We start from the raw sequence: 14,697 nt of genomic DNA, 5'->3' as shown, positions 1-14,697 counted from the left end.
GGGCCACGCGAGGCATAACGAGTGCACAACACCCGATGCCTCTGACGCCAAAAGCGGTGCACGATTCGTACCTGCCTGCGATTATCAGGACCGCTTCACCGAACCTCCACATCGAGCCACGGAGGCGAAGCAACAGGGACAAGGACGCGGGAGCCCTATCCTTGTCCCCGGCAACGTCACGGATCGGCCCACACCAGGGCACCACGACAGAGGCCACCACACCGGCCCCCGTAGCTCAGTGGATAGAGCAGGCGCCTTCTAAGCGCTTGGCCGCAGGTTCGAGTCCTGCCGGGGGCGCAAGTCTCCGCCCTCCCTTTGGGGAGGGCTTTTTGCTGGTCAGGGTGGGTGTCGGCCGACCCGCCGAAGCCCCGGCCCCCCCTTGATGATCAAGGGCGGGCTCCGGGGCTGTCCGGCTGTTACCGGGTTTTTGCGGGTGGCCGTGTCGAATACGTGTCGAAGTTTCTGCGGGCCGCGAGGTCAGTCGGCGGACGGCCGCTCGGGGAGATCTCCGGCAGCTTCGAGCCGCCTCTTCAGGTCGGGCAGCTGGCCCTCGACGCAGCGGGCGTAGGTCGCCAGGAGCACGGCAACACTGTTTCCGGCCCACTCGGCCACCTGAGCGGGTGGAATCCCGTCGTTCAGCCACTTCGTCAGGCGCGTGTTCCGGTTGTCGTAGACACGCCGTCCGGTGGGTGACTCGAAGACGTGCGGGGGCAGTACGGCCTTTCGGGCGTTGCGCCACGCTCGACGGATGACGGAACCGGCGAGGATGCCGCCGGACTCGCCTTGGAACAGCAGGTCACCGGGCTTGAGCTGTTCGTCCTCGATGTGCTGCCGAAGGATGCGCGTCAGGGCGGGATGCCCCGGCACAGTGCGCGTCTCGCCCTCCGCACGGCCCTTCAAGTCGCGCTGCTCGTGGATCTCCCCCGTGTCTGTCCACTGCTTTCCGACCTCAGGGGTCGCGGTGTGGATCAGCAGCTCGCACCACTGGTCAGTAGCGTCGAGCTCGGGCAAGGTCACGTCCTCCACTCGCATCGCTACGGCCTCCTCGGGCCGGGGACCGCAGTAGTACAGCGTGGCGAAGAAGGCGTGAAGTCGCTCGCCGCCGCGTGGCCGGCGCCGTATCCAGTCGAGGATGGCCGCCGCTTGCTCCGGGTTCAGCAGGGACCGTTTGTCCACGGCGTTCGTGGTCTTTACGACGGCCGTCGACTCCTTGCCCTTGGGAAGCGGGTTGTTCCGTAGGATGCGCCGCCGGATCGCGTACTTCATGGCGACGTTGAGGATGCGGCGGTTGCGCTTGCGGGACCAGGCCGCCGCTTGCTTGCCATCTAGGCGCGTGTCGATGGCGCGTAGTACCTGGTCGACCTTCTCCGGGTCCTCCCAGGCCGAGACGGGCAAGGAGTTTCGCTCGACCCATCGGAGGATGGCCACCACGTCTCGGGGTGCGTCGGGGCGTCGGTTGGTGTTGAACGCCCACTCACGCAGGGCGGTGCGCACGGCGGCAGGCGCGAACTGGGTGGGCTTGGCCCGCAGTAGCGCGATGGTGGTCGCCGTCAGGGTCTTGGCGATGTTCTTGCGGCTGTTGCCGCCGAGTTGTGCCCAGCGGGCATCCACGTACTCGACGGCGAACTTGTACCAGGTCATGGCAGCCGACTTGGAACGATGCGACACCGGGAGTCCGGTGGCGATGACGAACGCCTCGCCCTTGCCAGTGGCCCGGATGAGTTCGGAGCGGAAGCCCTCGGCGAGGGCGACGGTGTCGAAGGGCTCACGCCAGCGCTTCCCCGCGACCACCCAGCGCACGGTGTAGGTGGTCTTCCGGGCGCCCTTGTAGGTGAGGATCTTGTAGACCTTCACGTCGTACGTCGTCTCCATCAGGCGGCGTCCTCACGGTCGTCGAGCCAGTGTTCGAGGTCGCTCCGCCGGATTCTGAGGTCGCCGTTCGGGAGCTTGATGCAGCGCGGTGCGCGACGCTTGGCGCGCCAGTCGTAGAAGGTCGAGCGCGAGACGGCCAGCTCCTCGCAGACCTCCGCGAGGGTGAGCATGGTGCGCGATCTGGTGGCCGTGGTCATGTACTGCTCCCTTCGCTGAGCAAGGCTTCGCGGGCGGTTTCGCGGTTGAGCTGGAGGTCGCGGGCGATGGTGGCGGCGAGTGCGGATTCGCCGGGGGTATGGCCGTGTCCGGCGTACTGCCAGTCGGCCAGGACCAGGACGGTGTCCGGCTCGCATTCCTCCAAGCCGAGGGCGGCGTGTTCCTGGGCGGCGCGGTAGTCGGCGCGGGCCTGGCGGAGGGCGCCGAGGGTGGTGGAGTAGCGGCGGGACTTGGAGGAGAAGTGGCCGCGGAAGCCGAGTATGTGTGCCCAGGCCCACAGGCGCCGGTCGGGGTAGAGCGGGTCGAGTTGCTTGCAGGCCTCGATGAGACGGCGGGTGTGGTCGGGGACTTGGTGGCGGTCGAGCTCGGAGAGTTCGCCGATGCGGCGGTCGAGGGTGCCGGTGTTCTCGGCGGACTTGGTGGCGTACTTGGCCACGTAGGAGGCGACGGCCTGTTCGGTGATGTCGGAGCCGTCACCGAAGGCCTTCACTGGCCGGACATCGAGCTGCGTGCCCCAACGGAAGGTGCGGGCCGGTTGGTCCTCGGCGGCCGGGACCGAGACCGAGGTGTAGGAGTGCGCAGCAGTTGCACGGATCGCGTCGGTGAGGAGGCCGACCGTGGCCCAGGACGGCGGGGCGGTCTCAGGTCCGTCCGGGCCGTCGATGCGGATCACCGCATGGAAGTGCACGGCGCCTCGCTTCTGGAACTCGGCGACCTTGCCGTACGAAAGGCGGGCGCACTCTCTCAGGTCCCGCTGTGTGATGCCGGCGCGGGCGGCGATCTCGCGGCGGAGCCGGTTGGTGAAGCGCTGCCAGAGCTGCCCGGCATGGTTGTTGAACAGCACGGCACCCGCGTAGTCGTACGTCGCCGGGTCCAGGGCGGTGCCAAGTTCCGGGGCGTTCGGGGCGTGGCGGGTGCCGCAGCGGCATGCGCCGTGGTCGGGCCGGTTGTGCACGCGACCGAACGAGGGGGCGGTGAGGGTGGCGAAGACCCGGGGGTGGTCGCGGACGGTGGCGGGGATGTCGCGTCGGTCGTCTCCGGCGAGTCCGGCGCGGATGAGGTGGTAGGTGTCGCCCGCGTAGGTCCAGGCGCAGGAGGGGCAGCGCGAAGCGCGTCGGTTGCCGCATGCGACGCGAAGACGGCCCCCCGGCTCGTTGGCGGTGGTGTAGTGGTGCAGGGTCTGGCCGGTGGTCTTGTCTTTGGTGAGGGTCCAGCCGGTGAGGTGGATGGGGTCGGCGCAGCCGCCGGTGCGGCGGATCTGCTCGTGCCAGCGGTGGTAGTCAGGGGCCGAAGCCACCCTCAGCAGGTCGCCGAGGGTGGTCGGGTCGAGCAGGTCAGGCACGTGCACCCTCCTGGACGCGGCGGGCGGGGACGGTGCCCTGGCCGTTGCAGGCCCGGCAGGCGATGGTGAGCGTGGGCAGGTGGCCGTGCTGGTCGCGGCTGCCGGTGGTGATGGCGGCGGTGGCGAAGCCGTCACAGTTCGGGCAGATGCGGGCTGTCGGTGTGGTGCGGTCGGTCATGCTGGGGGTTCCTTCCGGTTGCGAGATCGGACAGGGACGGCGCCCGGAGCGGACGAGACTTGGCGGTTGAGGCCGCTCCGGGGGCCGGTCAGCGCCGCTTCATCTCCGAGGCGAGCAGTGAGCGCAGGACGACGGCGCAGACGGCGACCGAAGCGCCGGTGATGGCGACCGCCAGGAGCATGGAGACCAGGACGGCGCCGACGACCAGGACCACGGCGGTGCCACCGCCGACGAGGGCGAGCGCGGTGCCGGGGGTGAGCTGAACCGTCGGCCGGGACGGCGCGGGGGCCGGGGCGACCGGGGTGGGCTGCGTGGTCTGGGCGGCCGGGACGATGGTGGTCGGCTCGACCACGGTGGGCTGCGTGACGTGGCCGGTCGGCGTGGGCATGGTCGGGATCTTCGGACGGAACATCAGCGGTTCTCCCTTCCGGGGGCGGTTACTTGACGAAGGTGTCGATGGCAGGGGCCAGGACGCTGTCGGCGAGGAGGAAGCCACCGAGCAGCAGAACGGCGATGAGCCAGGCGGGCGGGCGGATGAGCTTGACGCCGAGGTAGCCGACGACGAGCAGCGCGAGCCAGAGCGGAACCTGCATGGTGGCCTCCTAGCGGACCTTGCAGCGGTGGGTGCGGGCGGCGAGCTGGGCGGCGGACTGGCTGGAGTAGTCGGAGGACCAGCCGCACCGGTCGGCGGTGCACACGGCGGCGTACTTGGTCTGGCCGTTGCGGTCGCGGTGGGTGCCGATCTGCACCGGGCCGATCCGCATCACGGAGTGGAAGTGGTCACGAGCGGGCATGTCAGTCGGTCTCCTCTCGGGTCAGGGCCGGGTCAGGGAAGGCGGCGCGGATGCCGACGGCGGTGGCCGGGTCGGCGGTGCGGCGGGCGGCTTCCTCGGCGAGCAGGTGCGCGAGGAAGGGCCGGTTCGCGGCGGCCATCTCGCGGGCGGCGTCGAGGTGGTCGGCGGCGGTCAGGTCGCCGGGTCACTGGTCATGGCGTGTCTCCCGTCGAGTCAGGCGAGTTGGGCGGCGATGGCGTCGGCCAGCTGGGGCGGGACGCCGAGCCGGGCGCGCAGGGTGTCGGTGTCGATCGGCGAACCGGTACGGGCGTGGTGGTCGTCGGCGACCTTGCGGGCGTGGTCGACCAGCGCGGCCGGGACCGGCACAGCCGGAGCGGGCACGGGCGGGGCGGGATCGGCGGCCGGAAGGGCCGGAGTCTCGTCGACCGCCGGGGCCAGCTCGGGCTCACGCTCTGGTTCGGTCTCGGTAACCGGCTCAGGGTGCGGCTCGGTGACCGGGGCTGCGGGTGCCGGCGGATCCGGCATCCGGTCCGTGGCCGAGTGGGCGAGGAGCGTGCCGCCCATGAAGGCCAGGGCGGGCCATGCGGCAACGAGAATGCGCAGCCAGGCCGGGACGTCGGTCAGGTCGAGGAGTCCGGCGGTGGCGACGTTGGCGCCGAGCGAGGCGACCAGGGCGATCACGAACCAGCACCAGGCAAGCCGGGACGGGCCATCGGAGCGCAGCCGCCGCCAGGCAGCGACCAGGAGCAGGTCCACGCTGATCGGGTAGGCCCAGGCTTTCCAGCCGTCCTGTCCGGCAGCGGCGGCCAGGTCGTGAAGGTGGGCGAAGGACAGCGCCCCGGCAATGGCGGCCTGGACCAGGACGGCGTCGACGCGGAGAGCGGGGCGGGCCATCACAGTTCCTTCCTGTCGTGAGGCATGGGAGGGGTAGGGACCTGGCGCGAAGCGGTCACGCCGACCGGTGAAGCGGGAGAGGGTCAGGCCGTGGCGGGGGCCGTCTTGGACAGCGGCACCCGGGCCGGGGGCAACGGGCCAGCCGCGGGCCGGTAGGCGGCCAGGGCAGGCAAGTCGGGGGTGCGGTCGGCGTACTTGTTGCAGATGTTCACGGCCTGGCGCAGCGAGGTGTGCGGGGCGCGGATGCGGTGCCAGCCACCGGTGGAGTCACCGGCGATCGCGATGCCGCGTGTCTCAGCGGGGATCTGGATGGCAGCCAGGACGGCGTCCGGGGAGATGTCACCGAAGGCCATGTTCGCGGAGGTTTCGTCGTTGACGCGGTGAGCGGTGCGGCCGGTGAGCTGGGCGCGGAGCATGGTGATGCCCTTGCCGAGTTCGGAGCCGAAGCGCTGCCCGCAGATCTCCAGGTAGATACCGGCCGCACGGCCGAGCTGGGCGAGACGCACCAGGGCGGTGATGATCCGGTCCCGGCGTTTCTCCTCGTCCTTGCTGGCGAACAGGGCGAGTTCGGCAACCTCGTCGACCAGGACTACGACCGGGACGGGGCGGATGTCGTCGGGCAGGTCCCAGATGTCGGCGGCGATCTCCGCATCCGGCACCGCGACACTGATGTGCTGCTCGGCCCGGATCAGTTGGTAGACCTCCCCCATGTGCGACACCAGCGCTTCCAGCAGCTCCAGGGCGGTGTCCGGGTTGTCGGCCAGTGCTGAGAAGCGACGTGCCAGCGGGAACAGCTCAACCCCCTGCTTGCAGTCGATGCCGACCAGGGCGACGGGCTGCGAAGCGAGCCCGGCGACCAGGTTGCGCTGGTAGACCGACTTGCCGGACTCCGTGGCCCCGAGGGTCAGACCGTGCGGCACGGCACGGTAGTCGCGGTAGTGCACCGAGCCGTCCTCACGCAACGCGACCGGAACCCGCATCGGACGTTCCTCGGTCTTCGCGGGCATCTGGACCCGCTGGAGCACGTCGTAGCCGGTCATCCGCAGCTCAACGACACCGGAGCGCACCTCGCGGGAGGTCACGCCGTACATCCCGAAGGAGTGGCGCAGCCGGTCCGTAGAGGCCGCCACGTCGAAGGCGTCCTGTCCCGGTCGGAGCTTGAGACGCAGGACCAGGCCGGTGCGGGTGGGCCGCAGTCGCAGGATGCGCGGCACGCGGGATTCCGGCACCGGCCGGTTAGCCACCCGGGCCAGGGCCAGCCGCCAGCGTGAGGGCGGGACCGTCAGGCCGCAGGCGTCCATGACCGAGGCGTAGCGAACCAGGACCCGCACCGTGGCGACGAGGACCCCGAAGGTCAGCCAGTACCAGGCGGGGCGCCGCCACCGCAGGAGACCCGCAGCGGCGACGACCACAACCACAGCGACCATGAACCAGGTCATGATCAGGCCGCCTCGGACACCGAGCCCGTGGCGGCCAGGGAGGTGACGGCGACCGCGCGGAAGGCGATGCCGTGCCGCTTCTGGCCGTTGAACTCGTTCTCCCACGGCCGGGCGATCAAACCCGTCAGCGCGACCGGGGTGCCCATGGCCAGGTCGCTGGAGATACCGGGCTCCGGGACGGTGATGGACAGGATCTCAACCTCGTCGTTCGCCGCGAACATCACGTCCACGGTCATCAGCTTGACGCCGTCGGCATCGATAGCGATCTCACCGGTCCGACGGTCACGAACCTTGGGCTGCGGGGCCTTGGCGACCATCACGGTCGCGCCGGACGTCTCAACGGGAATCTGACGCATGATGGAACTCCCTTACGAGGGGCGGGAGCGGCGTACTTGCTTGGCGGTGGGTCGCCGCTCTCGTGCATTGACAGATGAATGCAGCAAAGCTGCGCGGAGTGCGCCCCAACTGGTGCGCACCAGTAGGCTGCATCTGGTGCGCACCAGATGTCAAGCGCTGTTGCTGCTTCGGCTTCTCAACTCGCCTTACTGCGATGGTTCTAGGGAACCGTCTCCGCCAACGCCCCGGTAGCCAACATGGGTTAACACCTGACGCGTTAACCCCTGCCGACCTGCGGTGATCTCAGGCATGCTGCAATGAGGTCTCTGTAATCCAGGCAGGGCGGCGCCACGTGACGAACGGACTTAAGACAGCAAGGAGTGCACGGGAGTGGTCGCAAGAGCGACTCGTTCGGGAGATCGAGCGCTATGCGCGACAACACATGCTCGACGTCGCTTCAACAGCCAGCCTGCGCGTGTACGTCTCGGAGTGGGAGAACGGCCGGCGCTCCATCTCAGCCCGCTACGCGAAGATACTGCGAGCGCTGCTCGGCATCACGGACGACGAGCTGGCTGGCAGGACAGATTTGCTGGTGCCTGCCGCCACGACCGACGGATACGACGAACTGATGGGACGTATCGACGCGGCTCGCAGCATCAGCGTGACCATGGTGAGCACGTTCATGGATCAAACAGAACTGCTCAGGACCGTGGACCGGCAGATGGGCGCAGCAAGCCTGGTCGACCAGATGACGGCCCACCTTGCGACGCTTGAGGACGCTCTCACTTTCGCCGTACTGCCCGAGACACGGCGTCCAGTCGCACGTGCCTTGGCTGGAGCAGCGACACTGGCCGCCTGGCAAGCACTTGACGTTGGAGCCATCGAGCGAGCCTGGCGGCACTACGAGTTGGGCAAGCGAGCCGCCCAAGAGGCCGAAGAACCGATGTACCTGGCACACGCCACAGCCGAGCAGGCCTACGTCCTCTGCGACGCCGGACGCGCACCCATGGCGCTGCAGCTCATCCACGAGGCCCAGCGACTCGGCGGAAAAGCCATGTCCCCCCGCCTTACAGCCTGGCTGTACGCCGCAGAGGCCGAGATATGTGCCCGAGCGGGCATGCCCGACGACTGCAAGCGCGCACTGGAGAGCGCGGCGCGCTCCCTGCCCTCGGGTGACGAAGCCCGTGACCCCGACATGCTGAGCATCTTTCTCAACGGCGGACACCTCGCCAGATGGCGAGGTAACGCACTGGCCCTGATCGGGGACGAAGAAGCGGTAGAAAGCCTCTACACGGCCCTGGACACTGCCGACCCGACGTTCATACGGGCCTCCGCAGGTCTGCGTTGCGACCTGGCCCAGGCACATATAGCCCGCGGCGAGTACGACCAGGCGCACAAGCACCTTCGCCAGGCCCGCTTGATAGCGAACCGCACCGGGTCCGTACGCCAACGGCGTCGAGTCGAACTGCTCACGCAGCGTTTGTAGGCGGAACTCCAGCACCTCGTGCGGAGAGGACATGGAGCAGGGCCACGAGCGTGCCGGAGCCCATGAGTTCACCCCGCGCCATGAGGCCAGGAATGTCGGCGAGCGGCACCCAGGCGATGTGCCCGGCCTCCTCCAGATCGGACGGCTCACCAACGAGCTTGGCGCCCGTGCCCACGAAGATGTCGTGCGGTGAGTCGACCATGCCCACCATGGGTTGATACGTGACCACGTGCTCCAAGGAGTCCGGCCGCCAACCAGTCTCCTCCTCGACCTCACGCAGCGCTGTCTGCAACGAGTCTTCCCCCTCGTCGACGATGCCGCCCGGGAGCTCCCACCCGAACGAGTCGGGGACGAAACGGTAGCGCCACATCATCAGCACACGGTCCTGGTCGTCGATGACGGCCGCGATGGCCACGTGATGAAGTTTCACGACGTGGTGCTCGAAGCGCTCGACCCCTGGCGGTTCGACGTCGACAAGGCTGAGCTTCACCCAGCGGTTGTCATACAGAGTCCGCTCGCCATGGATCTGCCACGGTTCGACATCCGCCGGCGCCTGCGTCGTCACAGACCGATCCGGCACCCGGTAGGAGCTGCGGCCGTGTACCTCAATCACACTCTCCGCAACGAGCTTGGCGAGCACCTGCCGTAGCGCGGTCCGGCCGATGGCCAGCTCTTCCGACAAGGTTCGCTCAGACGGGAGCTTGGAACCTGGCGGGTACTGTCCCGTCACGATCCACTCGCGAATCGTGCGGTAGACCCGCTCCGACTTGGGTCCCATCCGGTTAGCACGCTCCCTGTCGTCCTCTTATGTCGGCCGGCACAAGCGTAGCCCGGAGCCCACTCCCAAGAGTAGGCACTGACGACGTGGACGATCAGCAGCCAAGACGAGGCAAGCGGCGTCAAGCATCTCCCGGGACCGGACAAGATCAGCGGCCAAGAGCGCGGTAGAACTTTCCCTACTTCATCAAGGCGGCTCGCTCCGCTCACCGCGCGCGGCACGGGCGCCGGCCGGGCCTGCGCTCCTGTCTCCGCCCCGCTCCAGCCCGGCCGGCGCCCGTGCCGCGCGCACAGCAATCGGCCACCTGACGTCAGAGAAGGGGTACGTCGTGGCTGGGGCCGGTCGGCTCCACGGCTTTAGGCAGCCACTTTGGCGCGAGCCTCGAGGATCATGGCCCCAACGTCGTGCTTTACCGGGCAGGTCCACAGACTGCCCGACGCGCCGGAAGCTTACGGGGCCATGATCACTCGCGCCAAAGCAGCTCCAGCCCAAAGCCGCTCCACCGACCCGTCGCTTCGTCCGCCTGGATCCAGGCAGGAAGAAACAGTCCCTGGAGCACCAGGAAACTCATATGCATGGCTCAGCTCACTTATCCTCAGAACAGGGCTGGCTCAGCGACAGGGGGTTGCAGTGGCAGGAGCATCTACGTCGACTCGATGGTGGTTGTCGGTGATGGCCACGATGTCAGGAACTCTAGTCGTCGCTTTGGTTCTCGTCGCGATCTTTGCCAGCCTAGACACAGCTGATCGGATCGCCAGTATCGCCGGGGCTACCCTCGGAGCTCTTGGCCTGATCGTAAGCGTGGCCCAACTTCGGCGCGTCGAAGCTAGCGCGCCGACGGCGGGAGCCCGCTCAGTCCAGGCCGGCGGCAGCATCGGGCGCGCTGTCACCGGTGACCAGAACCGCCTTCAGGGCTCCGCGAACGTCGTTCCGTCGTCCTCCCGCCAACCGCCCCCCACCACACCTCCAGGGGAACGTGGTGTTTCTGCCTCTGGGAACATCGGCGAGGCAGTCACCGGCGACGGGAATGATGAGTCATGACGTGGTGGCACCGCTTCAGCAGGACGGCATCAGCCGCCCCTGACAGTAATGCCACACGCCAAGGCAGAAAAAAGGCGCTTCCCGAGAGTAACGACTATGAGGGAGACCCTCTACGGACGAGGGAAGCGAAGGGCGAGGGACCTTCAAGGCAACGGGCGATCACAACCCATGGAGATCTCGGGCTAGCAGTAACCGGTGATAACAACCACGTCACCAACGTCGTCGTTAACAGCGCCCCCACATCACTATCTTCGGCCTACCGAGAAGAGATCAGGCACCTGGCTGCAGCTCACTTCCAAGGGCGCGAGGCTGAACTCGCCGCGATGAATTCGTTCGCCATCGGCGACGATCCGGTCAAGGCCGGTTACTGGCGATGGCTTGCACCGGCGTGGTCAGGCAAGACAGCCCTCATGGCTCAGTTTTCACTAAACCCACCAGATGGAGTGGATGTACTGGCTTTCTTCATCACTGCCCGCATGGCGGGTCGGTCTGACCGCACCGCCTTCCTCGCCACCCTGCAAGAGCAACTACGCGCTTATCTCCAAGACAGCGACGTCGACTGCACAAGCTACGGCGGTTTCCACGAGGCATTGCAAAGGGCAGCAGAGCAGGCTGTCGCTTGCGGCCGACGCCTTGTCTTGGTGATCGACGGCATGGACGAAGACAGCGGTGTGGAATCGGCAGTTAGCGGCTACAGCATCGCCGGCCTCCTCCCGCGCTGCCCGCCTGAAGGGCTACATGTGATCGTTGCGGGGCGACCCAACCCTCCTGTTCCCGGCGACGTAGCCCCTGACCACGTTCTCCGATCACCCAGCATCAATCACTGCTTGACGGAGTCCACCGCGGCTCGCGCCGTGCGAGAAGATGCAGAGCGCAGCCTTGACGCGCTAATCGCCGCCGAAGGCATTTCCCTGGACCTCGTTGGCCTGACAGCAGCCGCAGGTGGTGGTCTCAGCGCTGCTGATTTGTCCCTCCTCACCGGGGAGCACACAGCTCGACGTGTCGAGGTCGTACTCGGCGGCGCGACAGGCCGATCATTTGAGCTTCGCCCCGCCCAGTGGGCAGTATGCGACAACGCACCTGTGCCCCTGTATTCCTTTGCGCATCAGGAGATCCTAACGGGAGCTCGTCAACTCCTTCCGGTTGCCCTACTGGAGGGCTATCGCGACCGAATCCATGAATTTGTAGGACATTACCAAGGACAGAGATGGCCAGCCGATACTCCCGAATATGCACTGTCTGGCTATTCACAGATGCTGCGGGAGCTACATGACGCCAGACGCCTAACCGAGCTAGCCACGGATCTGCGGCGCCACGCACTGCTATGGCAGGTCACCGGAAGCGATATCCGAGCCTTCACGGAAATCAACGACGCCTTCACATTGCTCCGCAATTCGACGGAACCCGACTTGCCTTCCTGCGTTCGCCTTTCGTACTGTCGCGATCAACTCAAGCAGAAAGCCCTCAATGTCCCTGTTCACGCTATCCTCGCATGGGCTAAATCGGGACATATCCGCAAGGCGGTAGCCCTCGCTTCTGTCAGAGTTGAACTCGTTCCACATGAAGGCTTTTTGTTTGGCGCTATCCTTCAAGGAGCGATTAGCGCAGGGGAAACCGAATTGGTTTTGAGAGCCGCGCAAGCTATCCCCAAAGCGCATGTGAAAGATTCAGCATTTCGCAGCATCGTTACCGCCTACGCGGCGGAACGGAAATTCACAGAAGCTGTCGACCTAACCCATTGCATCACTGATCCGGAACTCCACGCCATGGCGCAAATAGGGGTATCGGAAGCGCTGTTGAAAGCAGGACAAGCGGACGAAGCGATCCGCCTCACTCATACAGCGAGTGAAGTAGCTCGCACCATCACCGACCCCTACAACCAATCATCTGTACTGACAAACGCGGCAAAAGTACTCGCAAAGACAAGCGAAAGAGACCAAGCGGCGAACCTCGCCCGTGCGGCAGCCGAAACAGCCTTTACCATCCCCGACCCCGAGGAGCAGGCATTTGCACTGACGGAAGCGGCGCGAGCAAGTGCAGAAGCGAAGAATGATGAAGAGGCGGCATCCTTCGCGCTCACAGCAGTTGAAGTAGCCCGCACCATTGTCGACCCAGAAGAGCAAGCGTTCGCACTGACGGAATCAGCAGGAGAGCTGGCGAAGGTGGGGAACATGGAAGGGGTTGAGAATATTACTCAGATGATCCCCACTCCAGAGCTTCGCACTTCGCTTTTGGTGGCGGTATCAAAAACGCTGGTCGAGGCAGAAAAGACAGCAGAAGCAGTAAAGTTCGCTCGCACAGCAGCCGAACTAGCTCGCACTATCGCTATCCCAAATAGCCAGGTAAGCGCCTTGGTGAACGTCGCGCAAGCGTTCATAGAGGCTGGCCTGACAGAGGAAGTTGAAACCCTCACCTGCACCGCCACTGAAATTTCCCATACCATCACGGACCCTGATGATTTGGCGAAGGCCCTAGTGGCCATTGTGCGGGCTCTCGCACGGGCGAATAGGACAGAGCAGGCCGCAAAACTCACACACACCATCAGCCAACCCGAGGACCAAGCAGAGGCAATGACGGTCATCGCACGAGCACTAGCGGAGGCCGGCAAGACAGATCAGGCAGTAGAACTTGCACGCATTGTCAGTGAACCCGAGGGCCAAGCAGAGGTAATGATGGTCATCGCACGAGCACTAGCGGAGGCCAGCAAGACGGACCAGGCAGGGGAAATCGGACTCCGTGTCGCCGAAGTTGCCCGCACCACCATCGATTCTGACCGCAAGGCCAAGGTGCTCGCTAACGCGGCACTAGTGCTCGCAGAGGTCGGCATGCCAGAAGAAGCCGCAGACCTTGCCCACACCGCAACCGAAGTAGCCCGCAGCATTACCAACCCTAAGTGGCGCGCCACAGGGCTCGTGAGTCTGACGCATGCACTCATTGAAGCAGGCAGGCCAGATGAAGCAACAAATCTCGCCCACACCGCTGCTGAGGTTGCCCGCAGCATCATTGCCCCTGACGACCGGGCCAGGGAACTGGGAAAGGTTGCGCAAGCACTCGCCAGGGCCGAAAAGACGGATGAGGCTATAACACTCGCCCATGCCACTGTCGAAGTAGCCAGAACCGTCCCTAACCGCCATTGGCGTGCCACTGCTCTGAGAAACGCGACACGGGCGCTCGCACAAGCGGGAGGTACAGGCGAAGCCACCAAGCTTGCCCATACCATCGCCGAACCTGATATCCAGTCGTCAGCCCTCGTGGACATTGCGCAAGTGCTGATCAAGGCAGGCCAAGCAGATGAGGCTACCCGCCTAGCTCACGCGGCAGTTGAGGTTGGCCGCACCATCACCGACCCCGAAGACCAGGCAGATGCACTGGCGAAAGCGGCGGAAACACTCGCCAAGACTGGCGATACAGACCAAGCGGTGAGTCTCAGTCGCACAGCAGCAGAGATAGCCCGCACCATCACCGATCCCGAAGATAGGGCAGATGCACTGGCGAAAGCGGCGGAAGCACTTGCCGAGATTGGCGATACAGACCAAGCAATAGAAATAGCCCACACCGCCGCCGAAGTGGCCCACACCATTAATAACCCCCAAGGGCGCTCTACTGCCCTGAAGAGCGTAGTACGGGCGCTCGCACACACCGGAAACACAGACGAAGCCACTAACCTCGCACGCACCATCACCGAACCCGACGACCATGCCTCAGCATTGGCAATCGTCGTGGAAGAACTGGTGAAGGCAGGACACACCGCCGAAGTTGGCAACCTCACCCACACAGCAGCCGCAGTTGCCCGTACCACCCTCAATGTGCAGTGGCGTGCAATTGCCCTGCGTAACGTGGCGCAGGCGCTCGCACACACGGGAAACACAGACGAAGCCACTAACCTCGCGGGCACCATCACCGAACCGACGCATCAGGCCTCAGCACTGGTGACCATTGCACGGACCCACGGCCGTTCGTCAGAAGGTAGGTCGCTGCTCGCGTGGGCTCTGTCGCTTGAGTCATTGAGCAGGATCACTGACGAGCTGCCATCTCTTGCTCCAGAGGTTTTGGATGAGGCGGTCCGCTGTATGCGCCAGTCGCTGTAGGGCGAAGGGGCCCGTGCCAGACGCGTGCCAGATTCAGCGGAGTGCCACGGGGAACACCGGGGTCTCGGAGAACGGTCACCCAGGTTCCGGACCGCTTCTGAGCAGGTCAGCCATAGATCAAGCCCTAGATGCCCTCTGCTTCCCAAGCTGAGGTCCCACCGCAAGGCTGGCCGCCGTCATGGACGATGACCTCATGAAGGTGCGGGCTTGGTTCTGTCTCTTTGGTCAGTGTC

14 protein-coding genes and 1 tRNA gene are annotated in these 14,697 nt (G+C 65.8%); 3 read left to right on the top strand and 12 right to left on the bottom strand.

The window, feature by feature from the left end; all coding sequences use genetic code 11:
• Nucleotides 1-224 precede the first annotated feature (224 nt).
• Nucleotides 225-297: transfer RNA gene (locus tag ACIBL4_RS11375), tRNA-Arg, on the top strand.
• A 180-nt stretch (nucleotides 298-477) separates the two neighbouring features.
• Here ACIBL4_RS11375 and ACIBL4_RS11370 read toward each other — a convergent pair.
• The 11 genes from ACIBL4_RS11370 to ACIBL4_RS11320 form a co-directional block, all read right to left on the bottom strand.
• Nucleotides 478-1,872, bottom strand: a complete 1,395-nt coding sequence (locus tag ACIBL4_RS11370; RefSeq protein ID WP_399408718.1) for a tyrosine-type recombinase/integrase — start codon at nucleotides 1,870-1,872, stop codon at nucleotides 478-480.
• A complete protein-coding gene (locus tag ACIBL4_RS11365) occupies nucleotides 1,872-2,069 on the bottom strand; it encodes an AlpA family transcriptional regulator (protein WP_030835967.1) in 198 nt (65 codons plus the stop codon). Before ACIBL4_RS11365 ends, ACIBL4_RS11370 begins: the two co-directional genes overlap by 1 nt.
• A complete protein-coding gene (repSA, locus tag ACIBL4_RS11360) occupies nucleotides 2,066-3,430 on the bottom strand; it encodes a replication initiator protein RepSA (RefSeq protein WP_399408715.1) in 1,365 nt (454 codons plus the stop codon). Before repSA ends, ACIBL4_RS11365 begins: the two co-directional genes overlap by 4 nt.
• The gene (locus tag ACIBL4_RS11355; protein WP_399408713.1) at nucleotides 3,423-3,608 is read right to left on the bottom strand and encodes a hypothetical protein; all 186 of its coding nucleotides are present in this window, start codon (nucleotides 3,606-3,608) and stop codon (nucleotides 3,423-3,425) included. The genes repSA and ACIBL4_RS11355 overlap by 8 nt, the downstream gene beginning before the upstream one ends.
• Nucleotides 3,609-3,696: 88 nt before the next feature.
• Nucleotides 3,697-4,020: a SpdD-like protein gene (locus ACIBL4_RS11350; RefSeq protein ID WP_399408711.1), complete on the bottom strand. Its 324-nt coding sequence runs from the start codon at nucleotides 4,018-4,020 to the stop codon at nucleotides 3,697-3,699.
• Between the two features lie 25 nt (nucleotides 4,021-4,045).
• Nucleotides 4,046-4,201: a hypothetical protein gene (locus tag ACIBL4_RS11345; RefSeq protein WP_142163881.1), complete on the bottom strand. Its 156-nt coding sequence runs from the start codon at nucleotides 4,199-4,201 to the stop codon at nucleotides 4,046-4,048.
• A 9-nt stretch (nucleotides 4,202-4,210) separates the two neighbouring features.
• Nucleotides 4,211-4,402 (bottom strand): mobile element transfer protein, encoded by a 192-nt coding sequence (locus tag ACIBL4_RS11340; RefSeq protein WP_399408709.1) that lies wholly within the window; start codon nucleotides 4,400-4,402, stop codon nucleotides 4,211-4,213.
• Nucleotide 4,403: 1 nt separating this feature from the next.
• Nucleotides 4,404-4,541: a hypothetical protein gene (locus ACIBL4_RS11335; protein ID WP_399408707.1), complete on the bottom strand. Its 138-nt coding sequence runs from the start codon at nucleotides 4,539-4,541 to the stop codon at nucleotides 4,404-4,406.
• 74 nt (nucleotides 4,542-4,615) lie between these two features.
• Complete coding sequence (locus tag ACIBL4_RS11330) at nucleotides 4,616-5,296, bottom strand: DUF2637 domain-containing protein (RefSeq protein WP_399408705.1); 681 nt, start codon at nucleotides 5,294-5,296, stop codon at nucleotides 4,616-4,618.
• Nucleotides 5,297-5,379: 83 nt separating this feature from the next.
• Entirely contained in the window at nucleotides 5,380-6,735 is a 1,356-nt protein-coding gene (locus ACIBL4_RS11325) for an FtsK/SpoIIIE domain-containing protein (RefSeq protein ID WP_399408703.1), read from the bottom strand.
• Nucleotides 6,736-6,737: 2 nt separating this feature from the next.
• On the bottom strand, nucleotides 6,738-7,091 hold the full coding sequence (locus tag ACIBL4_RS11320) for a hypothetical protein (protein ID WP_399408701.1): 354 nt from the start codon (nucleotides 7,089-7,091) through the stop codon (nucleotides 6,738-6,740).
• Between the two features lie 422 nt (nucleotides 7,092-7,513).
• On the opposite strand from ACIBL4_RS11320, the gene ACIBL4_RS11315 reads away from it, so the two are divergent.
• Nucleotides 7,514-8,557 (top strand): XRE family transcriptional regulator, encoded by a 1,044-nt coding sequence (locus ACIBL4_RS11315; RefSeq protein ID WP_399408699.1) that lies wholly within the window; start codon nucleotides 7,514-7,516, stop codon nucleotides 8,555-8,557.
• On the opposite strand, the gene ACIBL4_RS11310 is transcribed toward ACIBL4_RS11315, so the two are convergent.
• Nucleotides 8,541-9,335, bottom strand: a complete 795-nt coding sequence (locus ACIBL4_RS11310; protein WP_399408697.1) for an NUDIX domain-containing protein — start codon at nucleotides 9,333-9,335, stop codon at nucleotides 8,541-8,543. The genes ACIBL4_RS11315 and ACIBL4_RS11310 overlap by 17 nt on opposite strands.
• A gap of 1,037 nt (nucleotides 9,336-10,372) precedes the next feature.
• On the opposite strand from ACIBL4_RS11310, the gene ACIBL4_RS11305 reads away from it, so the two are divergent.
• The gene (locus ACIBL4_RS11305; RefSeq protein ID WP_399408695.1) at nucleotides 10,373-14,464 is read left to right on the top strand and encodes a hypothetical protein; all 4,092 of its coding nucleotides are present in this window, start codon (nucleotides 10,373-10,375) and stop codon (nucleotides 14,462-14,464) included.
• Nucleotides 14,465-14,697: the final 233 nt, after the last annotated feature.

Source organism: Streptomyces sp. NPDC050416 (assembly GCF_044458845.1).
Lineage (GTDB): Bacteria > Actinomycetota > Actinomycetes > Streptomycetales > Streptomycetaceae > Streptomyces.
Note: the sequence above shows the minus strand (reverse complement) of the source record. Positions and strands in the feature narration are given on the sequence as shown.